Annotated in this window: 17 protein-coding genes; 11 read left to right on the top strand and 6 right to left on the bottom strand. The window is 59.1% G+C overall.

What is annotated here, in order from left to right:
- Window position 1: 1 nt before the first annotated feature.
- Both QRN31_RS13780 and QRN31_RS13775 read right to left on the bottom strand, forming a co-directional pair.
- The gene (locus QRN31_RS13780; protein WP_090179723.1) at window positions 2–343 is read right to left on the bottom strand and encodes a PA4575 family protein; all 342 of its coding nucleotides are present in this window, start codon (window positions 341–343) and stop codon (window positions 2–4) included.
- 254 nt (window positions 344–597) lie between these two features.
- Entirely contained in the window at window positions 598–3,036 is a 2,439-nt protein-coding gene (locus QRN31_RS13775; protein WP_285432540.1) for a Lon protease family protein, read from the bottom strand.
- Window positions 3,037–3,313: 277 nt separating this feature from the next.
- On the opposite strand from QRN31_RS13775, the gene QRN31_RS13770 reads away from it, so the two are divergent.
- From QRN31_RS13770 to QRN31_RS13755, 4 genes are all read left to right on the top strand, one after another.
- Entirely contained in the window at window positions 3,314–3,802 is a 489-nt protein-coding gene (locus QRN31_RS13770) for a DUF3015 domain-containing protein (protein ID WP_285432539.1), read from the top strand.
- 94 nt (window positions 3,803–3,896) lie between these two features.
- Window positions 3,897–5,750 carry an Lnb N-terminal periplasmic domain-containing protein gene (locus QRN31_RS13765; protein WP_285432538.1) on the top strand — a complete coding sequence of 618 codons (1,854 nt, stop codon included), beginning with the start codon at window positions 3,897–3,899 and terminating at the stop codon, window positions 5,748–5,750.
- Window positions 5,751–5,967: 217 nt separating this feature from the next.
- Window positions 5,968–6,324 carry a hypothetical protein gene (locus QRN31_RS13760; RefSeq protein ID WP_285432537.1) on the top strand — a complete coding sequence of 119 codons (357 nt, stop codon included), beginning with the start codon at window positions 5,968–5,970 and terminating at the stop codon, window positions 6,322–6,324.
- Between the two features lie 70 nt (window positions 6,325–6,394).
- Window positions 6,395–6,889 (top strand): GreA/GreB family elongation factor, encoded by a 495-nt coding sequence (locus QRN31_RS13755; protein ID WP_285432536.1) that lies wholly within the window; start codon window positions 6,395–6,397, stop codon window positions 6,887–6,889.
- 188 nt (window positions 6,890–7,077) lie between these two features.
- Here the strand turns inward: QRN31_RS13755 and ettA are convergent, their stop codons facing one another.
- A complete protein-coding gene (gene ettA, locus QRN31_RS13750) occupies window positions 7,078–8,742 on the bottom strand; it encodes an energy-dependent translational throttle protein EttA (RefSeq protein ID WP_222588529.1) in 1,665 nt (554 codons plus the stop codon).
- 282 nt (window positions 8,743–9,024) lie between these two features.
- Here ettA and QRN31_RS13745 point away from each other — a divergent pair, with 282 nt between their 5' ends.
- The 6 genes from QRN31_RS13745 (at window position 9,025) to QRN31_RS13720 (ending at window position 18,366) form a co-directional block, all read left to right on the top strand.
- On the top strand, window positions 9,025–12,873 hold the full coding sequence (locus tag QRN31_RS13745; RefSeq protein ID WP_285432535.1) for a bifunctional diguanylate cyclase/phosphodiesterase: 3,849 nt from the start codon (window positions 9,025–9,027) through the stop codon (window positions 12,871–12,873).
- Between the two features lie 247 nt (window positions 12,874–13,120).
- Window positions 13,121–14,374, top strand: a complete 1,254-nt coding sequence (gene glyA / locus QRN31_RS13740; RefSeq protein WP_222588531.1) for a serine hydroxymethyltransferase — start codon at window positions 13,121–13,123, stop codon at window positions 14,372–14,374.
- A gap of 273 nt (window positions 14,375–14,647) precedes the next feature.
- On the top strand, window positions 14,648–15,214 hold the full coding sequence (locus tag QRN31_RS13735) for a hypothetical protein (protein ID WP_285432534.1): 567 nt from the start codon (window positions 14,648–14,650) through the stop codon (window positions 15,212–15,214).
- 357 nt (window positions 15,215–15,571) lie between these two features.
- Window positions 15,572–16,885, top strand: coding sequence for a C4-dicarboxylate transporter DctA (locus QRN31_RS13730; RefSeq protein ID WP_285432533.1), 1,314 nt, complete (start codon window positions 15,572–15,574; stop codon window positions 16,883–16,885).
- Between the two features lie 67 nt (window positions 16,886–16,952).
- Window positions 16,953–17,657, top strand: coding sequence for a FadR/GntR family transcriptional regulator (locus QRN31_RS13725; RefSeq protein ID WP_090179689.1), 705 nt, complete (start codon window positions 16,953–16,955; stop codon window positions 17,655–17,657).
- Window positions 17,658–17,682: 25 nt separating this feature from the next.
- On the top strand, window positions 17,683–18,366 hold the full coding sequence (locus tag QRN31_RS13720) for a GntR family transcriptional regulator (protein ID WP_285432532.1): 684 nt from the start codon (window positions 17,683–17,685) through the stop codon (window positions 18,364–18,366).
- 86 nt (window positions 18,367–18,452) lie between these two features.
- Here QRN31_RS13720 and yjiA read toward each other — a convergent pair whose 3' ends face one another.
- The 3 genes from yjiA to QRN31_RS13705 all read right to left on the bottom strand — a co-directional run bounded on the left by yjiA (window position 18,453) and on the right by QRN31_RS13705 (window position 21,874).
- The gene (gene yjiA / locus QRN31_RS13715; protein WP_285432531.1) at window positions 18,453–19,424 is read right to left on the bottom strand and encodes a GTPase; all 972 of its coding nucleotides are present in this window, start codon (window positions 19,422–19,424) and stop codon (window positions 18,453–18,455) included.
- Between the two features lie 170 nt (window positions 19,425–19,594).
- On the bottom strand, window positions 19,595–19,792 hold the full coding sequence (locus QRN31_RS13710) for a YbdD/YjiX family protein (protein ID WP_007895266.1): 198 nt from the start codon (window positions 19,790–19,792) through the stop codon (window positions 19,595–19,597).
- A 15-nt stretch (window positions 19,793–19,807) separates the two neighbouring features.
- Window positions 19,808–21,874, bottom strand: a complete 2,067-nt coding sequence (locus QRN31_RS13705) for a carbon starvation CstA family protein (RefSeq protein ID WP_285432530.1) — start codon at window positions 21,872–21,874, stop codon at window positions 19,808–19,810.
- A 158-nt stretch (window positions 21,875–22,032) separates the two neighbouring features.
- On the opposite strand from QRN31_RS13705, the gene QRN31_RS13700 reads away from it, so the two are divergent.
- Window positions 22,033–22,401 (top strand): PilZ domain-containing protein, encoded by a 369-nt coding sequence (locus QRN31_RS13700; RefSeq protein ID WP_285432529.1) that lies wholly within the window; start codon window positions 22,033–22,035, stop codon window positions 22,399–22,401.
- The last annotated feature ends 48 nt before the right edge of the window (window positions 22,402–22,449 follow it).

Raw genomic sequence — 22,449 nt, 5'->3', positions numbered from 1 at the left:
CTCAGTGATCGGGTCGGAACTCGAAGCCACCGAGATTGCGGCACCGGCCACCGTTGATTTCCCGAAGCTGGGCTTGCAGGTGCAGGCACCAGATTTGCGGGTCATCGGCCAGCTCGTAGCCATGCAGAGTCAGGCTCTCAACAATCGTGTCGAGAATTGATTCAGCCACGAAAGGACCGTGGAACGGGCCCTGTGCCTTGATGGCTGAAGGTTGTTCGCCGGCCATTCCGGCGGCAAAGAGCAAGGTCCACATGCCCGTATCCCCCGCCAATGGGCGGATGGCACATTCGATACGGGTCACAAGACCCAAACATTGACGGGTAAGGCAGAGGTTGCGCGACATGGCGGCGACCCTCGATAGATCCGGTATTCAGCCCCCACGGGAAGGCTGTCTCGATCCAGTGATTACTGTCGATATCCTTGAGCTGAGAATAGAAGAAAAGTCTGACCAGTACGTCAAGCGAAACCAGAAGGCGCCGAATGGTCATTGTGTGAATATTGGCGCCAGAGTGATGGCACATTGCAGGGTGCGTCGGATACAAATGTGGGAGCGAGCAGGCTCGCTCCCACAGTGGATCGTTGTGATCCTCAGATGGGTCAGGCCGGTTTGGCTTCGACCAACGCCTCCAGCGCCGCTTCTTTCTCGGCCTCCTTGAGGTCGTCTTCGCTGATCATTTCAGCGATCACCCGCAAGCGTTCCACCACCCGCGCATTCACGCTGCCCTCGGGAAACGCGCCATTCTCGTCCGGCGCTCCGGCCGGCTCGCCCACCAGCAGACTCAGCGCCTCATCGGCCTGGCGCACCGCATAGACGTGGAATTGACCCGCACGCACCGCCGACAACACCTTCTCATCGAGCATCAACGTGGCAACGTTGGCGTGGGGAATGATCGCCCCCTGCTCCCCGGTCAAACCGCGGGCTTCGCAGAGCCGGAAGAAGCCTTCGATTTTCTCGTTGACCCCGCCCACGGCCTGCACTTCACCAAACTGGTTGATGGAGCCTGTGATCGCAAAGCATTGCTTGAGCGGTGTTCTCGACAAGGCCGAGATCAGCGTGCACGCCTCGCCCAGCGACGCACTGTCGCCGTCGACGTAACCGTAGGACTGTTCCAGCGCGATACTCGCCGAGATCGCCAGCGGGAATTCCTGGGCGTAACGGCTGCCCAGATACCCGGTGAGGATCATCACGCCTTTGGAGTGAATTGGCTGGCCAAGGTTGACCTCGCGCTCGATGTCGACAATGCCGCTGCCACCCGGATACACCGTGGCCGAAATCCGCGCCGGCACACCGAAGGCCGAGTCGCCGACCTCCAGCACCGTCAGACCATTACATTTGCCCACCGCCGCGCCATCGGTATCGATCAGGATGATCCCGGCGAGCATGTCATCGAGAATCCGTGCCGAAACGCGCCCGGTGCGAGTCGCCTTGGCCTTCAGTGCGCGTTCGATGTGCCCGGCATCGGTCATATCGTCGCTCGCCAGGTTGCGAATGAAATCCGCCTCGCTGACCAGCTGGAAGAGATCGCCAATGCGCGCCGACAAACGTCCCTGATGCTCGGCCAGGCGTGCACTGTAGGTCGCCAGGCGTGCTACCGCGTCGGCGGTCAGCGGTGCCATGCCTTCTTCCGAAGTACGGGTCTTGAGCAACTGGGCGAACTGCTCCAGGCTTTCGTCGACCATCGGGATGTCTTCATCGAAGTCCACCAGGACGCGAAACATTTCCTGGAAGTCCGGATCGAGGTCTTGCAGCGTGTAATACAACTGCCGCGCACCAATGATGACGACCTTCACTTGCAATGGAATGTTTTGCGGCGTCAGGGTCACGGTGGCCAGACGGCCCAGCTCACCGAGCGGCGACTCCATTTTCAGCTTGCGCGATTGCAGGGCGCGTTTCAGCGCGTCCCACACGAACGGCTCGCTGAGCATTTTTTCCGCTTCAAGGATCAGGAATCCGCCGTTGGCGCGGTGCAATGCACCCGGGCGCAGCTGCCGATAGGTCGTGTACAGCGCCCCTTGGTCGGTGCTGTATTCGATGCGGCCAAACAGGTTTTCGTAAGTCGGGTGCGGCTCGAACACCACCGGCGCACCGCCGCTGGCGGAATGACCGACCACCAGGCTCGGCGCGTATTGTTCTTCCAGCATCTTGCGGGCTACCGCATCGACTTTACTGTCGTCGACCAATTGCTCGACCACGGTCTTGAGCAGATAAACCTGCATCGCTTGCAGATAACCGCACACCGCAGCGTTTTCGGCGTACTTCTCCGAGAGCGGAGACAGCAGCGGCTGCAAGGCCAGGGTGATGGTTTCTTCGTTGAGGTGGCGCAGTTGATTGCTCGACTCGCGCTTCCATTGCGGCAGGCTCGCGAGTTCTTCGTTGAGGCGTTCTTCCAGCCACGAGATATCGTCGTGGAAACGGTCGCGATCGGCTTCCGGCAACTGGGAAAATTCCGCCTCGTCCAGCGCCTTTCCCTCGGCCATCGGAGTGAACGCAATATTGCTGGCATCGCGGTACAGCGCGACCTCTTTCTCCAGCGCCAGACGCTCGATCACATCCAGAGCCTTGTCGTAGCGCTGGTTGAAGGCACGGTCGATGGCACTTTTCTTCTGCTGGTAGGACGGGTGTTCGAAGACCGCCGGAAAGGTTGCCAGCAGGTTGTCGATCAAACCGTTGATGTCAGCGATGAAGGCACCGGCCGTGCCCGAGGGCAGCTCCAGCGCGCGGGGTTCGCGAGGCTCGTCGAAATTGTTGACGTAGACCCAGTCTGCCGGGGTCTGCAGGCGTTTGCCTTCGGCTTTCAGGTAGCGTTTGACGAACGAAAACCGGCCGGTGCCGGGCTCACCCATGACGAATACGTTGTAACCGGGGCGTGGCATGGCCACGCCAAACTGCAAGGCTTCGACCGCACGTTCCTGGCCAAGCACACCGCGGAAGGGCTCCAGATCATTGGTGGTAGAGAAGCTGAACTGTTCAGCGGAAAACGGACGGGTCAGCGCTTCAGGCGCTAGACGCAAGCTGGCAGCAACAGGATCAGGCATCGGGCTTCCTTACATCAGGCGGGGCAGATAGCGGCATTCTGGCGCTGCCCCTACCTCACTTGCAAGGCGCGCCTCTTGCCAAAGCATAGACAAACCGTCATCCCCGGGTGCGCTGGGGCTAAATCAATGTTTAGTGCGAATGTTTCGTAAAAAAAGACGGAACCCTTGGAACGTGCCTAAACTCCAAACTGCGCGGCTGGAACTAATAACCGGCCCACTGGCGCCAGATCGGGCCAGACCCCTTGTCCATTGGTATGCACACAAAGAGAACATAGCTATGAAACGGATTCTTCTCGGTACTCTCTTCACCGTTGTATCCCTCAACGCCATGGCACAGGCACCAGGCGGCCCGGATTGCGGTTGGGGCAACATGCTGTTCGAAGGTCAGCGTGGCACTCCGGCTCACTTCCTGGCCTCCACCACCAACGGCACTTCCGGCAACGCAACATTTGGTATGACTTCCGGCACCAACGGTTGCTCGACCAATGCGTCGCTGACCTATGGCGGCAAATCCTGGCTTGCCATGAATGGCATGATGAACGAGCTGTCCGAAGACATGGCTAAAGGCAACGGCGAAGCGCTGACGACTTATGCCGTAGTACTGGGCGTGGCGCAGGAAGACCGTGCGCACTTCGCCGCTGTGACTCACGAGCACTTCCAGCAGATCTTCAGCAAGGCTGACGTGACCGCTGAAGACGTGCATACCAACACCCTCGCTATCCTGAAGAACGATCCTCGTCTGGCCAAGTACGCTACTCAAGCTTAAGCTCGACTCTGCCCGCTCCTCTCGAGGCGCGGGTTTTATTTTTTGGGCCCCTCCCTCTTTGGGTCTTTGTTTTTTTCGACTTAAGTTGCCCACTATGCTCAAACGCCTTGCCTGGCTGGCGCTCTGTGTCTGCGCCCCGCTGTCCGCCGCGCCACACATTGACGACCAACGTTTGCAGCAACTGGCCAATGACCCTTTCTGGATTTCCCTGGGCCATTACGAAACCGCCAAGCTCGGCGGCTGGCGCAGCTATGTCAGCGACAAGAAGTTCTTTCTGGCGCCCGACGGCAATGAACACCCCGACCACGAACTGGCCGCCACCGTGCAGGCGCTGTACGCACCGACCAGCGCTGGCGAACGGCATGCCCAATGCGTCTACCCTGCGCGTACCCGCTGGCTGAAGGCGCAACTCAACCTGACTGATCTTCCGTCACTCGATTGCACTGAATTCAAGCAGTGGTTCAAGGATGTCTCGCCCCACAGCGCGGTGATGATTTTCCCGGCGGCTTATCTGAACAGTCCTTCATCAATGTTCGGCCATACCTTACTGCGCATCGACCAGGCCGATGTAGAGAGCGACAAGACTGCACTGCTCAGTTATGCGATTAACTTCGGCGCCTATATCGAAGGTTCGGACAACAGCATCCTTTACGCCTGGAAAGGCTTGATGGGCGGTTATCCAGGGCTATTCGCACTGGTGCCCTACCAGGAAAAACTCTCGGAATACCGCAGCCTCGAAAATCGTGATCTGTGGGAGTACCGGCTGAACCTGACGCAGGCCGAAACCGAGCGCATGGTCGAGCACGTCTGGGAGTTGAAGCAGATCCAGTTCGACTATTTCTTCTTCGACGAAAACTGCTCTTATCGCTTGCTGGAGCTGCTGCAAGTGGCGCGGCCGAGCCTGCGCCTGACCGAACAATTTCCGCTCACGGCGATTCCGACCGACACCGTCAAAGCCGTGAAAGAAGCCGGCTTGGTGCAGTCCATTCAATATCGTCCATCACGCGAACGGGAGCTGTTGAGTCGCGCCCAGCCGTTGACCGATGCAGAGCAGCAGTGGGTGCTGAAAGTCAGCGCCGACCAGAAGCAGCTGCAGGCACCGGCGTTTAAAGCGCAACCACGCGAGCGTCAGGCACTGATCATCGACGCGGCGTACCGACTTGAACGTTATCGCGCCAATGGTCAGGAACGCGATCCGGAACGGGCACAACGCAGTTTCGAACTGCTGCGGGCGATCAACCAGAATCCGCCGCCAGAGCTGGATATCCCCCGCCCCGGGCTGCCCGAGGACGGTCATGAATCGCGCACCTGGCAGGCCGGCATCGGCACCCGGGGCGACAAGGCCTTTGGCGAATATGGCCTGCGCATGGCTTATCACGATCTGAATGACAACGCCGAGAGCTTCCCACTCGGCGCACAAATCGAAATCCTGCAGATGAAACTGCGCCAATACGAAGGCAATCACTGGCAGTTGCAGCAGCTCGACCTGGCGACCATCCGCTCCCTGACGCCGCGCAATGAGCTGTTGCAGCCGTTGTCGTGGCAAGTCACCGGCGGCCTGGAGCGGGTGCCGGGCAAACATGACGACGAAACACTGGTCAGCCACGTCAACGGTGGTGCCGGCGGCACCTGGCAACTGGGCGAAGACACGCTCGGGTTTGCGCTGGGCACGGTGCGCATCGAACACAACAACGACTTTGCAGGGTTCGTTGCCCCCGCGGCCGGCTTCAACAGCGGCTTGCTGTGGAAAAACCCGCTCGGCAACTTCAGCCTGGAAGCCAAGGGCGATTTCTTCACCAATGGCGAAGTGCGCCGCAGCATGAGCCTGAACCAGCAATGGGAATTGTCGCGCAACCTGGGGCTGCGCCTGAGTGCCCAACGCGAATTCAGCCACCTCTCCACACCCGAGAACGAAGTGATGCTTGAGGTGAAGTGGTATCACTATTGATTGGCCACACCACCATCCCTGTGGGAGCGAGCTTGCTCGCGATGACGATGTAACAGTCGCTGATATTGTCGACTGATCCACCGCCATCGCGAGCAAGCTCGCTCCCACATTAGATATTCGTTGGCCGAACGGACTAATCACAGGCCTTTCACACACGCCTCACGAATCCACTCCTAGACTTCCCTTATAGGCCGTTGAAACGGTCCGGGAGTCAGAGATGTGGCGTTGCGCAGCGTTGCTGGGGTTGTTGATGTTGATTGCGGGTTGCCAGACGACCCACGAAGATCTGATCGCCAAGGGGTATCCACCGGCCTTCGCCGATGGTTTCGATGACGGATGCAGCAGTGGCCGGCAGGCTGCCGGGGCCATCACCGGCGAGTTTCGCAAGAACGTCCCGCGCTACCTCAAGGACAAGCAATACGCCGAAGGCTGGAGCGACGGTTTCCGCCAGTGCCAGGCCATGCGCGAAAGTGAAGATCGAAAGGACTATCACAGCCGCCATTGGGACGATCGGGACAAAGCCTGGCAGCAACAGAAAGACCAAGGCGCTGCCCGGGCCTATCGCTCGCCATGAGTCGCTGACAGACATCCGTCGAAACTAAAAGCCTGCAACCATGGCCCAAACCCTATAACGGGAGAAAACCATGAGTCGCGCCTTCGTCAATGAAGATAACGCCGCCGCGCAAGCCGATCAGCCAGTCGAACGGCAAGTCAGCGCGCAGCCCAATTACGTCACGCCCGCCGGACTTGCTCAGCTTCAGGCGAAAGTCGCCGAGGTGCAAAACCTGCTCAATGAACAGAGCGCGAAAGGTGAACTGGCCGACAAACAGCGCCAGGCCGACCTAGAGCGTGACTGGCGATATTTCAACCAACGCCTGCAAAGCGCCCAGTTAGTCATACCGGCCTCATCGACCGAGAAGGTGCAGATGGGCGCCTGGGTGACGTTTGCCGATGAACAGGGCAACGAACAGCGTGTGCAGTTGGTCGGCGAGGATCAAGCGGATGCCGCCGCCGGGCTGATCAATTGGGGTTCGCCACTGGGGCGGGCGCTGCTGGGTGCGCAGATGGGGGATGAGGTGGTGTGGAAGCGGCCGGTGGGGGATTTGGTGATTGAGGTTCTGGGCATCGAGGTTGAGTGACCGAGATGACGCCATCGCGAGCAAGCTCGCTCCCACAGGGATTTGTGGTTGGCGACGAATCTGAAGTTCACTGCTGATCCACTGTGGGAGCGAGCTTGCTCGCGATAGTCGCGCCGCGATTCACCTGAATGACACCCATAAAAAAACGGAGCCCGAAGGCTCCGTTTTTTTATGCGACCAACTTGAAATCAGGCCAGTTTCTTGTGCCGTACACGATGCGGCTGGGAAGCTGCTTCGCCGAGGCGTTTCTTGCGATCAGCTTCGTACTCGGTGTAGTTACCTTCGAAGAACACTGCTTGCGAGTCGTCTTCGTACGCCAGGATGTGTGTCGCGACGCGGTCAAGGAACCACCGATCGTGAGAGATCACAATGGCAGCGCCCGGGAAGTCCAGCAGGGCTTCTTCCAGGGAACGCAGAGTTTCAACGTCGAGGTCGTTGGACGGTTCGTCGAGCAGCAGAACGTTGCCGCCCTCTTTCAAGGTCAGGGCCAGGTGCAAGCGACCGCGCTCACCACCGGACAGGTCCTTGACGAACTTCTGTTGATCGCCGCCCTTGAAGTTGAAGCGACCGACGTAGGTACGCGACGGAATCTCGTAGTTGCCGATGCGGATCTGGTCCGAACCGTCGGAGATTTGCTGGAACACAGTCTTGCTGCCGTCCAGGTCTTCGCGGCTCTGATCCACACAAGCAAGCTGCACGGTTTCGCCGACTTCGATGGTGCCCGAATCCGGTTGTTCCTTGCCCATCAGCATGCGGAACAGGGTCGATTTACCGGCACCGTTACCGCCGATCACGCCAACGATGGCGCCTTTAGGCATGGAGAACGACAGGTTGTCGATCAACACGCGATCGCCATAACCCTTGGAAACGTTCTTGAACTCGATGACCTTGTCGCCCAGGCGCGGACCGGCCGGGATGTAGATCTCGTTGGTTTCGCTGCGCTTCTGGAATTCCTGCGATTGCATTTCTTCGAAGCGTTGCAGACGAGCCTTGGATTTGGACTGGCGGGCCTTGGCGCCTTTGCGCACCCACTCCAGCTCTTCCTTCATGGCTTTTTCGTGGGCCGACTGTTGCTTGGATTCGGCGGCCAGACGATCGGACTTGGCTTCGAGCCAACCCGAATAGTTGCCCTCGTAAGGGATACCGGCGCCACGGTCGAGCTCGAGGATCCAGCCGGCAACGTTGTCCAGGAAGTAACGGTCGTGCGTGATCGCAACCACGGTGCCCGGGAAATCGTGCAGGAAATGCTCCAGCCAGGCGACGGAATCGGCGTCCAGGTGGTTGGTCGGTTCGTCGAGCAGCAGCATGTCAGGGGCGGACAGCAGCAGTCGGCACAGGGCCACACGACGCTTTTCACCACCGGACAGGAATTCGATCTTGGCATCCCACGCCGGCAGACGCAGCGCATCGGCGGCGACTTCCAGTTGGCGATCCAGGTTGTGGCCGTCGCTCGCTTGCAGGATGGCTTCGAGCTTGGCCTGTTCAGCGGCCAGTTTGTCGAAGTCGGCATCCTCATCCGCGTAAGCGGCGTAGACCTCGTCCAGGCGAGCCTGGGCGTTCTTGATCACGCTGACGGCTTCCTCGACCACTTCACGCACGGTCTTGGTCGGGTCCAGGATCGGTTCCTGCGGCAGGTAACCGATGTTCAGCTCCGGCATCGGGCGGGCTTCGCCTTCAAACTCGGTATCGACGCCGGCCATGATTTTCAGCAGCGTGGACTTACCCGAACCGTTGAGGCCGAGTACGCCGATCTTGGCGCCGGGGAAAAATGACAGCGAAATGTTTTTCAGGATTTCCCGCTTCGGCGGAACAACTTTGCCCAGCCGATGCATGGTGAATACATATTGAGCCATGGAGAACCTTGGGTCAGTGACAGATGATTTGGAGCGCAGGCGTTGCCCGGCCAGACCGTGCGCGTCGTCCGCTTGACGGGTATCAATGCGTGCGCGCTGAAAAAGTCTGAGTTTAGGAGCTGGAACGCTCCCGTGTAACCGGCAAAGCTACCTGAATGACAGATGGCAGTCCAGCCAGTAGGGGCTGGCACTTCGCCACAACACAAGGCATGCTAGCCGCCCTCCGGGCGTCCGGCTTATAGTGCACGTCGCGCCAGTCCAGCCAAACCGCAGGATTACAGTTTGTCTAACGTCTCTCCGCCATCGTCCGTGAGCGCACCGCAACCTGCGCCCGGCTCCCCCCTGCGCGGATCCTTGAAGGGTGCGCTGGCGACACTCGTGTTGTTGCTGCTCGCGCTGCTGTTCTGGCAGCTGCTGGATCAACTTCGCGAAACGCAGAAAAACCAGCGCCAGTACACCATCGATTACACCGCCGACCTGGCCTCGCAAGTCAGCCTGAACATGGCGCTCAACGCGCAGATCGCCCTGAATCTGCTACCGATCGTCGAACAACCGCAAAGTGACGACGAACAGCAGGCGCTGCTGCGCAAGCTGCAACAGTCGCTGCCTGGTCTGCGCAGCCTGGCGTTACTCAGCCCTTCCGGAAAAGTGCTCAGCGACAGCGCCGCCAACAGCGACGATGCCGACTACCTGAGCGACCTCGTCCGGCGCAGCCGCGCCCAGGCTCATTATTTCAGCAATGCCGACGACGGTTCAGTGGTGCATCTGCTGCTGCATCAAGCCAGCGGCAGCACCCGCGGCTATTGGGTGCTACGCCTGACACCGGGCTTTTTTTCGTCATTGACCCAACAGAACGAGGCCGGTATCCGCCCGTTGTGGCTGGTGGAAAACCGCGTCAATCACCAAATCATCAGCCGTGATGAAGCGTCGCCCTCAACCCGCCAGGGCGTGTTGTCCCCGGACGATCTGACCAACAGTGTGCTGACAGTGCCGCTGAGCAACAGCGACTGGCAATTGCGCGGGCTGTTCGACCGTCAGCAAGTGCTCGAACAACTGTTGCCGGCATTCATCGGCAAATGCCTGTTGGGCCTGGCGCTCTCCCTGCTGCCGTTCATCGTGCTGCTGAACATTCGCCGCCGACAGCGCCAGCTGCATGAGGGCCGCCGACGCTATCACGATATTTTCGAAGGCACCGGCGTCGCCCTTTGTGTGCTGGACGTCTCCGGTCTCAAGGGCTTCTTTGACAAGGCCCAACTGCACAGCAGCGAACAACTCACGGTGTGGCTCAAGAACCCGGAGCAACGCCAGCAACTGCTGTCGGAGCTGCGCGTTACCGAGGTCAATCAGGTCGCCCTGCAACTGCTGAACGTCAATTCCTGCGCTCAAGCCTGGAAACTGCTGATTGACGGCTCTGCGCTGGACGGCACCGCCATTGGCCATCAAGTGCTTGAAACGGTGCTCAACCAGCAGAAACAGCTTGAGCTGGAAATCAAGCTCCAGGATGCCAACGGCCGCGACCAGCATCTGTGGCTGGTGCTGCGCCTGCCGGAAAACCAGGAGGACTATAAAGCGGTCATCCTGAGCATCACCGACATCACCAGTCGCAAACTCGTCGAGCTGTCGCTGTTGGAGCGCGAAGGGTTCTGGTCCGACGTGGTGCGCACCGTACCGGATCACCTGTACGTGCAGGACGTGATCAGCCAACGGATGATCTTCAGTAACCATCACTTGGGGCAGACTCTCGGCTACAACCGCACCGAGCTGCACCAGATGGGCGAGTACTTCTGGGAAATCCTCCTGCACCCCGAAGACGCCGATGAATACCATCGCTCGCGCCAGACCCAGCGCCAAGGGGGGTACACCCAACTGCTGCAATGCCAGCTGCGTTTCCGTCATCGCGATGGAAAATGGCGACGTTTCGATATTCGCGAACAGGCGCTGGCGCGGGACAAACACGATCAAGTCACACGAATCATCGGCGTGGCCAAGGACATCACCGATCAGATCGAAGCCAGTGAATCCCTGCGAGACAGCGAACAGCGCTACCGGATGCTCGCCGAAAGCATCAGCGACGTGATTTTCTCCACCGACAGCAAACTGGCGCTCAACTACGTCAGTCCTTCGGTGCAGGCGGTGTTGGGTTTCGACGCCGACTGGATCTTCCAGAACGGCTGGCAGTCGACCATCGCCAACCCGCAACAACTGACCGGCATCTACAGCTTGATGGACCGGGTCAGCAAAGCGCTGAACAAACCCGAACAACTGGCGCTGCTGCGCAGTCAGGTGCAGACCCAACTGTTCCTGTTCGATTGCCTGCGGGCTGACGGTCGCAAGATCCCGATCGAACTGCGGCTGGTGCTGGTCTGGGACGAACACGGCGCCTTCGAAGGCGTGCTGGGCGTCGGTCGCGACATCAGCCAGCAACGCCGCGCGGAGAAAGACCTGCGCATGGCGGCCACGGTATTCGAACATTCCACGTCGGCAATCCTGATCACCGACCCGGCCGGCTACATTGTCCAGGCCAACGAAGCGTTCAGCCGCGTCAGCGGGTATGCCGTGGAGCAGGTGCTGGACCAGTTGCCGAACATGCTGACCGTCGACGAACAGCAGGAAGCACACCTGCGCTACGTGCTCAAGCAACTGCATCAGAACAGCACCTGGGAAGGCGAAGTCTGGCTCAAGCGGCGCAATGGCGAACACTACCCGGCCTGGGTCGGCATCACCGCCGTGCTCGACGATGAAGGCGATCTGGCCAGCTACGTGTGCTTCTTCAGCGACATCAGCGAGCGCAAGGCCAGCGAGCAGCGAATCCACCGCCTCGCCTATTACGATGCCCTGACCCACCTGCCCAACCGCACACTGTTCCAGGACCGTCTGCACACGGCGCTGCAATCGGCCGAGCGGCAGAAGTCGTGGGTGGTGCTGATGTTCCTCGACCTCGATCGCTTCAAGCCGATCAACGACTCCCTCGGACACGCCGCTGGCGACCGCATGCTCAAGGAAATGGCCACCCGCCTGCTCGGTTGCGTTGATGACGACGACACCGTGGCGCGCATGGGCGGTGACGAGTTCACCCTGCTGCTGCAACCGCGGGCCACTCGTGAAGTGGCGTTGAACCGGGCGATTCATGTCGCCGAACAGATCCTCGCCAGCCTGGTGAAACCGTTCGTGCTCGAAGGCCGCGAGTTTTTCGTCACCGCCAGTATCGGCATCGCGCTGAGCCCGCAGGATGGCAACGAACTCAGTCAGCTGATGAAGAACGCCGACACCGCGATGTACCACGCCAAGGAGCGCGGCAAGAACAACTTCCAGTTCTATCAGGCGGACATGAACGCCAGCGCTCTGGAGCGCCTGGAACTGGAAAGCGACTTGCGTCATGCCCTGGAACAGGACGAATTCGTTCTGTACTACCAGCCGCAGTTCAGTGGCGACGGCAAACGCCTGACCGGCGCCGAAGCGTTGCTGCGCTGGCGTCATCCGCGCCGTGGCCTGGTGCCGCCGGGGGATTTCATTCCGGTGCTCGAAGAGCTCGGGTTGGTGGTGGATGTCGGCGACTGGGTGATCAGCGAAGCCTGCCGCCAGCTCAAGACCTGGCATCAAGCCAAGGTGCGGGTGCCGAAGGTCTCGGTGAACATCTCGGCCCGGCAATTCTCCGACGGTCAGCTCGGCACGCGGATCGCCACCATTCTCAGGGAAACCGGCCTGCCACCGGCGTGCCTGGAGCTGGAACTGACCGAAAGTATTCTGATGCGCGAAGTCAGCGAAGCGATGCAGATACTCGCCGGGCTTAAAAACCTTGGCCTGAGCATTGCGGTCGATGACTTCGGCACCGGTTATTCATCGCTCAACTACCTCAAGCAATTCCCGATCGATGTGCTGAAAATCGACCGCACCTTCGTCGATGGGCTGCCGTCAGGCGAACAGGATGCGCAGATTGCCCGGGCGATCATCGCCATGGCCCACAGCCTGAACCTGGCAGTGATCGCCGAAGGCGTGGAAACCCATGAGCAACTCGACTTCCTGCGCGAGCATGGGTGCGATGAGGTTCAGGGGTATCTGTTCGGACGACCGATGCCAGCCAACCGGTTTGAGGCGCAGTTCAGCAATGATGCGCTGTTCATGTTCGACTGAGGCCTTGCGCAGAGGCTACCGGCCCCATCGCGGGCAAGCCCGCTCCCACCGTTTTTTGGGTGAATCCAGGATTTGTGACCACTGAAGATCCCTGTGGGAGCGGGCTTGCCCGCGATAAGGCCAGCACGATCACCGCTGATCCCGTCATGAAGCCCACTTGTCTGCGACATGATGTCCTTTCATATGCCATCTAAAAGCGGTTGGGTTAGAATGCCCCCCTTTTCTGCCCCGATCCTTGAGGACCGCCATGTTCAGCCGTGATTTGACTATTGCCAAGTACGACGCCGATCTTTTTGCCGCCATGGAGCAAGAAGCTCAGCGCCAGGAAGAACACATCGAGCTGATCGCTTCGGAAAACTACACCAGCCCAGCGGTGATGGAAGCTCAAGGCTCGGTACTGACCAACAAATACGCCGAAGGCTATCCGGGCAAGCGCTACTACGGTGGTTGCGAGTTCGTCGACGTGGTTGAGCAACTGGCCATCGACCGTGCAAAAGAACTGTTCGGCGCCGATTACGCCAACGTTCAGCCACACGCCGGTTCCCAAGCCAACAGCGCCGTCTACCTGGCCCTGCTGCAAGCGGGCGACACCATCCTGGGCATGAGCCTGGCCCACGGCGGTCACCTGACCCACGGTGCTAGCGTTTCCTCCTCCGGCAAGCTGTACAACGCCGTTCAGTACGGCATCGACGCCAATGGCCTGATCGACTACGACGAAGTCGAGCGCCTGGCTGTAGAACACAAGCCGAAAATGATCGTGGCCGGTTTCTCTGCCTACTCGCAGATCCTCGACTTCCCACGCTTCCGCGCTATCGCTGACAAGGTCGGCGCCTACCTGTTCGTCGACATGGCTCACGTGGCCGGTCTGGTCGCCGCTGGCGTCTACCCGAACCCGGTGCCATTCGCTGACGTCGTGACCACCACCACGCACAAGACCCTGCGCGGTCCACGTGGCGGCCTGATCCTGGCTCGCGCCAACGCCGACATCGAGAAGAAGCTGAACTCCGCGGTATTCCCGGGCGCCCAAGGTGGCCCGCTGGAGCACGTGATTGCTGCCAAGGCGATCTGCTTCAAGGAAGCGCTGCAGCCTGAGTTCAAGGCTTACCAGCAACAAGTGGTGAAAAACGCCAAGGCGATGGCCGGCGTGTTCATCGAGCGCGGTTTCGACGTGGTCTCCGGCGGTACTGAAAACCACCTGTTCCTGCTCTCGCTGATCAAGCAGGAAATCTCCGGTAAAGACGCCGACGCCGCTCTGGGCAAAGCGTTCATCACCGTGAACAAGAACTCCGTGCCAAACGATCCACGCTCCCCGTTCGTCACCTCCGGCCTGCGCTTCGGCACGCCGGCCGTGACCACTCGTGGCTTCAAGGAAGCTGAGTGCAAAGAGCTGGCCGGCTGGATCTGCGACATCCTGGCTGACCTGAACAACGAAGCGGTGATCGACGCCGTTCGTGAGAAGGTCAAGGCCATCTGCAAGAAGCTGCCGGTGTACGGCGCTTAACTGCACCGCTGAACCGCAGTACAAAAACCGGCCAGTGATGGCCGGTTTTTTTATATCTTCAATTCGATATATCCACGTATTAACACCCCACCCTAAAAAACCCAAAGCCACTATACGACCGCATAAACCCCACCACAGAAACAGCTTGAAAAGTTACTCCACACGCACGTCACACGCAAAACTCTTACTATTCGAAAACTCAGAAAACTTCTAGCGAGACTTCTTGTTTCCAATAACGGAAGAACGCTAACCCCACGAATAGAGAGACTGATCATGAGTTCTAATCAACAAAAATCCTTTACGGCGACCCTTGGCACCCACGATACACTTTTGCACTTCCTCAACTTGCTGCATGCACCTCGGGCCCTTGTCACGTATTCATTTGGCAGTGGCGGGTTCTTTACCGGAAAACGGCAACAGCGAGACGACTCGCATTTTTTAGGTCTGCGCCCCGAGGTCCCGGTAAACGCCAAACCCCGCCTCCTCCTGTACTTCAGGTACACCGGCAGCGATTACAGGCTCTACATCCGCACGCCGGGACCGTATTTCGGCCAGTGCCTGAGTATCAGTGAGACGGGGCTTATTGGTGCATATCCTGCCGCAGGTTCAACAACTTTCAATCTGGTCGACCGGCGTCACAATATTCTGACGCTGGATAATATCAAACAAGACCACCCGGAAATTTATATTCAAGCCAAAGGCTCTGGCCTTCTCCACAAACACAAACTTCATGACTCCAAGTATATTTATATCGGCGACAGGGGTGGAGCACCGATGCTTTTCAACTTAATCATTGAAGAAAGAAATGCACCCGACCTCAGCACTCCGAATGAAGATTAAATGTTTGATAAGCGCAGGCGCACTTAAATATAGAAACTAATCAAAGCAAGTCGTTGGGACTACAGAGACGACGGCAGGCATTTGCCTGACGCTCAGTCAATGCAAGATCGCCGAACCCAAAGAAAACCGGACAGTGATGACCGGTTTTTTTTCACCTGTAGAACCGCTCAAGCACGGGCCTTGACGCTTAACTGGTAAGACCGGTCATGCCAATTTTGCTTTTTCCACTTGCGAACGCCTAAAACCTGCGTCTAGACTGCGCCTGCACTGGACATACCGGTAAGACCACAATAATTAAGTCCTGAATCTGATGCGTTCAAGCGCACGGCAGCCAGGACACCGACCAGGATTCCTCCCATGCTCAGATGGTGCTCGCGTTCAATCTTCCTCCAAGTGGTTCTCGGACTGGTGCTCGGCATCGTCTGCGGGCTGACCCTTCCTGAATACTCTGCCCAGCTCAAACCGCTCGGCGACGGCTTCATCAAACTGATCAAGATGCTCATCGGCCTGATTGTATTTTGTGTGGTGGTCAGCGGCATCAGTGGTGCGGGCGACTTGAAGAAGGTCGGACGCATCGGCCTGAAATCAGTGATCTACTTCGAAATCCTGACCACCATCGCACTGGTGATTGGCTTGGTGTTCGCCTTCAGTACCGGGATCGGCAGTGGCGCGAACATTCATCTGGATCAGCTCTCGACCGCCGACATCGGCGACATCGCCCAGCGCGGCCAGCACATGCACACCACCACGCAGTTTCTGATGGACCTGATCCCGACCTCGGTGATCGGCGCATTCGCGGACAACAACATTCTGCAAGTGCTGCTGTTTTCAGTGCTGTTCGGCAGCGCGCTGAACCTGGTGGGTGAAGCGGCCTCCGGTATTTCCCGGCTGATCAACGAACTTAGCCACGTGATCTTCCGCATCATGGGCATGATTGTGCGTCTGGCGCCGATTGGCGTGTTCGGCGCCATCGCTTTTACCACCAGCAAATATGGCCTGGACTCGCTGCAGCATCTGGGCAGCCTGGTCGGCCTGTTTTACCTGACCTGCGTGGCGTTCGTGTCGCTGATTCTCGGCCTGGTGATGCGCCTGTCCGGCCTGCGGATGTGGCCACTGCTCAAATACCTGCGCGAAGAACTGTTGATCGTCATGGGTACCGCTTCCTCCGACGCAGTGCTGCCACAGATCATGCGCAAGCTTGAGCATCTGGGCATCGGCAGTTCCACCGTGGGGTTGGTGATTCCTACGGGTTACTCCTTCAACCTCGATGGGTTCTCGATCTACCTGACGCTCGCCATCGTCTTCATCGCCAACGCCACCGGTACGCCGCTGGCGATGACCGACTTGCTGACCATTCTGCTGGTGTCGCTGATCACCTCCAAAGGCGCCCACGGGATTCCCGGCTCGGCGCTGGTGATTCTGGCGGCGACCCTGACGGCGATCCCGGCGATTCCGGTGGTCGGCCTGGTGCTGGTGCTGGCGGTGGACTGGTTCATGGGGATCGGGCGGGCGATGACCAACCTGATCGGCAACTGCGTCGCCACCGTGGCCATCGCCCGCTGGGAAAAAGACATCGATATTCAGCGAGCGAACAAGGTGCTTTCCGGTCAGGTGGGTTATACCTTCCAGCCGAGAAAACCGGCGGCCCCGGCGCATCAGCAGGAATTTTGAATAATCGCCGTGTCTGCCCGCGGGCAGGCACGGCCATCAACCGTTTTGGATGCTCATGGAGCGAACAGTGATTACCTCGTCGACCGTTGTGAATTCAGTCGTGGAAAAACTCCGGGCCGCTTTGGCCCGTGGTCAGTGGCGTTCCGGCGACATGTTGCCAGGGCAACGTGAACTCGCCGAACAACTGGGCATCAGCCGTCCGAGCCTGCGTGAAGCGGTGATCGTGCTGGAAACCCTCGGCCTGGTGCGCTCCATGCCAGGCAAAGGCGTGGTGGTGCTGGAAGCCAATCTCAGCGACAGCCAAAGCCACGACAGCGCGGTGGCTGGTGCCAGCCTGGAAGACGTGCTGCAACTGCGCTACACCCTGGAGCCGTTCATTGTCGGCCTGGTCGCGCAGTCGATCAGCAGCAAGGAAGTCGGGCAATTGCGCTTGACCCTGATGGACATGCGCGAGGCGTTGGAGGCCAACGACAGCGAGGCAGGGGTCAACGCTTATATCGCGTTCCACGAGGAGCTGTTCACCCTGACCTCGAACCCGATCTTCCAGAGCGTGGTGCAGCAAACCAGCAACGCCCTCAAGCAAAGCGCCGAAGTGCTGCGCAATTCGCCGGAGCATCTGGCAGAACGCCTGGAAGAAAACGAAGCCGTGGTGCGCGCCATCCGCAGCAAGAACAGCGCCCAGGCCAGTGCCGAAATGCGTCGACACATCCTTCGCGAAGGCCAACGCATGGGCATTGAATTGAACATCCCGGACGACAACCTCGGCAGTTGAACCCTCTTCGAACTGGAGACAGGCCATGAACAGCTTCGCCTCATCGCAGACGCTTGCCGCCCTGCCCTTCCCCTCGCCAGCGGATAATCTTTATTCGCGGGTTTTCGATGCCATTCTCGAACAGCGTATCGATGCGACCAGTCGTTTTACCGAAGAAAGTCTGACGCAGATGTTCGGCGCCCGACGCAGTGACATTCGTGGCGTGCTGACCCGCCTGTCCCATCAGCAGATCATCGTCCTTCGGCCGAACCACCGGCCTCGCGTTGCCACGCTCGACCATGAGCAGACCCGGCAGATGCTGCATGCCCGGCGACTGACCGAGATTACGTTGGTGCGCCTGGCTTGCCGGCAACCCCGTATGGTGGACTTGAATCGCCTGCGTGCCCTGATCGAGAGCGAGCGTAGTTGTACGGCGCGTGGCCCGGCCATTCGGTTGTCAGGCGAGTTTCATTTGCACTTGGCGGAAATGGCGGGGAATGCACCGTTGGCGCATTTTCTGGGCAGTCTGGTGCCGCTGACTTCACTGGCGATTGCGTATTTCGATGTGCACTTGGAGAGTTATTGCGAGAGGCATGAGGAGATTGTCAATGCGGTGGAATGTGGGAATGCGGTGGCTGCCGAGGCATTGCTGAGCCAGCATCTGGATTTTCTTGAAGAGGCATTGCTGCACTCTGGGACGAGATCAGGCCAGAATCGTGTTGCCGGTTAGATCGCCATCGTCGGATCGCCGCCCCGGAGCCGGCTCCGGGCGGTGATCCGACGATGACGGGATCACGCCCGTTGAAATGTCAGGCTTTAGTCCGCCGCCACCCGCGCGAAACCTTCCCGAATCTTCTCTTCCGGCAAATCATCGGCAATGAACACAATCACGCTTTCGCGCGCCTCGTCGTCAGCCCATTCCGTGTCCCAATCGAAACCGTACAACTTCAGCACACCCTGGAACACCATCCGCCGCGGCTCGCCCAGAATGCTCAACACTCCTTTGTAACGCAGCAATTGCTTGCCATGTTCTTCCAGCAGCTCATTCATGAACTCGCTGAGCTTGTCGATATCCAGCGGCTTGTCAGTGCGTAGCACCAGGCTGGAAATCCGGTCGATGGACGGCGCTTTGCTCACCGGGCGCAGGCTCACGCCACCACCGAGATCGGCGTTGAGATTGAAACCGCGCACGTCGAGCAGTTCGGCCAGATCGATCTTGCCGTGGTCGACCACGCGGATCGGCGCACGACGGTTGATGCGAGTGAGGCGTTCGCTGAGGGCCGTGAACGTCGCCTCGTCCACCAGGTCCCGTTTGCTCACCAGCAGGCGGTCGGCAAATCCGATCTGTGCCTGGGCGATGGTCTGGGTCAGGTGAGTATCGGCGTGCGCCGCGTCCACCAGCGTGATGATGCCGTCGAGGATGTAGCGCTCGCGCAGTTCTTCATCGATAAAAAAGGTTTGAGCGACCGGTGCCGGATCGGCCAGACCGGTGCATTCGATCACCAGGCGATCGAAGGCGATTTCGCCGCTGTCGAGGCGTTCGAGCAACAGGTACAGGGCTTTGGTCAGGTCGGTGTGGATGGTGCAGCACACGCAACCATTGGACAGTGTCATCACTTGCACCGGCTCTTCACCCAGCAATTGGGTGTCGATACCGGCGTCACTGAATTCGTTCTCGATCACGGCGATTTTCAGGCCGTGCTCGGCTTTGAGCAGGTGGCGCAACAGCGTGGTTTTACCGGCGCCGAGGAAGCCGCTGAGGATCGTGACGGGGATGGGAGAGGACAAACTGGATCTCCTTCTACTACTCAAAAAAAGGGAGCGGTCCTGTGGGAGCGAGCTTGCTCGCGATGGCATCACCTCGGTGTTGACGATATACCGAGTTGTCTGCATCGCGAGCAAGCTCGCTCCCACAAAAGCCCGCTCCACATTACATCTGATAACTCGCTGCTAGTAGATTAACAGCATTTCGGCCCACCCTTGCCGCCGTAACGAGCCTCTTGGCGTTCCCGGAAGAACATCTCGTAGCTCATCACCGGTTTGTCCGGGTGTTTGGTTTGCATATGCTCGACGTAGTTGTCGTAGTCGGGCATGCCGACCATCAGGCGCGCGGCCTGACCGAGGTATTTACCGAGGCGACTCAGGTCATTGAACATGTTTGCAATCCTCGATTACGCGTCCGGAATAGCCTGGAATGGCGCTTCTTTATCCGTACGCTCTTTGCTGCCCCAGGCGGAAATACCGACCTTGAGCGCATAGAACAGGATACTGAAGACCACGAACAGGAACAGCGCCGTCAGCGTGGCGTTGGTGTAGGCGTTGAAGATCACGTGTTGCATCTGCGTAATGTCCTTGGCCGGGGCGAGGATCTGACCGTTGGCCAGCGCATCGCTGTATTTTTTCGCCAGTGACAGGAAGCCGATCGCCGGGTTGGCGTCGAACAGCTTGATGAAGCCGGCGGTAACGGTGCAGATCAGCAGCCACGCGGCGGGCAGCATGGTCACCCACACGTAGCGTTGGCGTTTCATTTTGATCAGCACAACGGTGGCCAACATCAGCGCGATACCGGCCAGCATCTGGTTGGAGATACCGAACAGCGGCCACAAGGTGTTGATGCCGCCCAATGGATCGATCACACCCTGGTACAGCAACCAACCCCACATCGCCACACAACCGGCGGTGGCGATCAGGTTGGCAGTCCAGGATTCGGTGCGTTTGAGCGACGGCACGAAGGAGCCGAGCAAGTCCTGCAGCATGAAGCGCCCGGCACGCGTGCCGGCGTCCACGGCGGTCAGGATAAACAGCGCTTCGAACAGGATCGCGAAGTGGTACCAGAATGCCATGGTGTTTTCACCTGGCAAGACACTGTGCAGGATCTGCGCGATACCGACCGCCAGGGTCGGCGCACCGCCGGCACGGGCCAGGACAGTGGTTTCACCGATGTCCTTGGCCACCGCTAGCAGCGCTTCCGGGGTAATCGCAAAGCCCCAACTGCTGACGGTTTGCGCCACAGCCACCACGTCACCGCCGACGACCGCCGCCGGGCTGTTCATGGCGAAATACACGCCAGGCTCGATCACCGACGCGGCAACCATGGCCATGATGGCGACGAAGGATTCCATCAGCATCGCGCCGTAGCCGATGTAACGGGAATTGACTTCGTTATCCAGCAGCTTCGGTGTCGTGCCGGAAGAAATCAGCGCGTGGAAACCCGACACCGCGCCACAGGCAATGGTGATGAACAGGAACGGGAACAAACCGCCCTTCCACACCGGGCCGGTGCCGTCGATGAACTGGGTCAAGGCCGGCATTTTCAGCTCGGGCATGGTGACAAGGATGCCAATCGCCAAGGCCACGATGGTGCCGATTTTGAGGAAGGTCGACAGGTAGTCGCGCGGGGCCAGAATCAGCCAGACCGGTAACGAGGCGGCTACAAAACCGTAACCGACCAGCATCCAGGTGATCTGAATCCCGGTGAAGCTGAAGGCCTTGGCCCAGAACGGATCGGCAGCGATTTGCCCGCCCAGCCAGATCGAACCCAGCAGCAACAGCACGCCGACCACGGAGATTTCACCGATGCGACCCGGGCGGATGTAGCGCATGTAGATGCCCATGAACATCGCAATCGGGATGGTCGCCATCACCGTGAAAATGCCCCATGGGCTTTCGGCCAGGGCCTTGACCACGATCAGCGCCAGCACCGCGAGGATGATGATCATGATCAGGAAGCAGCCAAACAGCGCGATGGTCCCGGGGATGCGGCCCATTTCTTCACGGACCATATCGCCCAGGGAGCGGCCGTTGCGGCGGGTGGACATGAACAGGACCATGAAGTCCTGAACCGCACCGGCCAGCACTACGCCGGCAATCAGCCATAGCGTGCCAGGCAAATAGCCCATCTGTGCAGCCAATACCGGACCCACCAGCGGGCCGGCGCCGGCAATGGCAGCGAAGTGGTGACCGAAAAGGATGTGTTTGTTGGTCGGTACATAGTCCAGACCATCATTGTTGAGCACGGCGGGGGTCGCCCGTCGCGGGTCGAGTTGCATCACATTGGTAGCGATGAACAGACTGTAATAGCGGTATGCAACCAGATAAATGGCCACGGCAGCGACCACGATCCACAAGGCGTTGATCGCCTCGCCTCGGCGCAATGCCACGACACCTAGGGCGCACGCTCCCACGATTGCCAGCAGAAGCCAGGGTAAATGGCGTAGCAGGCTATTATTATTTTTCATTTTATATTCCAGCCAGGGTGGACAAGAAAGACAGCCACCCCGAGTTTAGCTCTCCTGACGGCAAAGGCCATACCCCGACATTGGTCTAGCGGCATGCGTGTGCTGGCGGGCTTTATCAATGCGGGTCTATAGTCAGCGCACATCCAGAGGATTGCGCCATGAGCGAGCACCCTACCGATCGCCGCCGCTTCAAACGTATTGAGTTCGATGCCCGAACCGAACTGCGCCAGGACAAATACATCTGGCAGGTGAAGCTAATTGATCTGTCGCTCAAGGGGCTGTTGGTCAAGAAGCCCGAGCCATGGCTGGGCAATCGGGAACATCACTTTTGCGTCGATATACATCTGACGCCTGAAGTCGCGATCAAGATGGATGTGCTACTGACCCACGATGATCATGGGCAACTCGGCTTCGTCTGCAAGCACATCAGCCTGGAGTCTATCGAGCGCCTGCGGCGATTGATCGAGTTCAACCTGGGCGACCCTGAGGAGCTGGAGCGCGAATTGGGCGCCCTGATCGAAACCTAAAGACAAGCATTATTCAAATGTGGGAGCGAGCTTGCTCGCGATAGCGGT

Source organism: Pseudomonas sp. fls2-241-R2A-110 (genome assembly GCF_030209165.1).
GTDB lineage: Bacteria > Pseudomonadota > Gammaproteobacteria > Pseudomonadales > Pseudomonadaceae > Aquipseudomonas.
This window is presented reverse-complemented; position numbering and strand designations above follow the sequence as displayed.